This window comes from Streptomyces sp. HSW2009 (assembly GCF_040240285.1).
In the GTDB taxonomy this organism is placed as follows: Bacteria; Actinomycetota; Actinomycetes; order Streptomycetales; family Streptomycetaceae; genus Streptomyces.
The window spans coordinates 1-744 of sequence record NZ_JBEHZD010001110.1 but is presented as its reverse complement, the minus strand read 5'-3'; the positions used below and the strand labels follow the sequence as shown (position 1 = coordinate 744).

The 744-nt window shown below is 76.2% G+C and carries 1 protein-coding gene; it reads right to left on the bottom strand.

The features are described from left to right. Positions 1–593, bottom strand: a 593-nt coding sequence (locus AAHZ94_RS34800) for a CNNM domain-containing protein (RefSeq protein WP_349997655.1), incomplete at its 3' end; no start/stop codon positions are given. Between the last annotated feature and the right edge of the window lie 151 nt (positions 594–744).

Genomic DNA, 744 nt, shown 5'->3' with positions numbered 1-744 from the left:
GCGCGCCGCCGGGCGGGGGGGGGGGGCGCCTCGGGGCGGGCGCGCGCGGGGGGGGCCCCGGGCCCCCCCCCCCCGCCGCGCGGCCCCCCGGCCCCCCCCCCCCCCCCGCGGTGCGCGCAGGTGCCGAAGAAGGCGGTCACCGGGCGGCACAGCCGGGCGAAGGTGACCAGGCCGGGCGCCAGCCACAGCGCGGTCAGCTCCGGGGCCGCCATCGCCAGGTTCTTCGGCACCATTTCGCCGATGACCAGGTGCAGGCAGACCACGACGGCCAGCGCGATGGCGTACCCCAGCGGGTGAACCAGCGCGTGCGGCAGGTGGACGGCGTGGAAGGCGGGTTCCAGGAGGCGGGCCACGGTCGGCTCGGCCACGGCGCCCAGCGTCAGCGAGCACACCGTGATGCCGAACTGTGCGGCGGCCATCATCTGCGGCAGGTTCTCCAGGCCGCTCAGCACGGTGCGCGCCCGGCTCGAACCGGCCGCCGCCTGCGGCTCGATCTGGCTGCGGCGGACGGAGACCAGGGCGAATTCGGCGCCCACGAAGAAGCCGTTGGCGAGCACCAGCAGCAGCGCGAACAGCAGTTGCAGCACGCTCATCGGCCGGTCCCCCGCGCGGCCGGGGCGCACTCGGCACGGACCGTACCGCCGGTGTCGAGAACGACCGTCCCGTCTGCCGACGGGCGCTCCGCCTGTCTCGTATACCAATCTGACGCTGCCGACGCGACGCCTTGTGTAGCTCGCGGGGGTC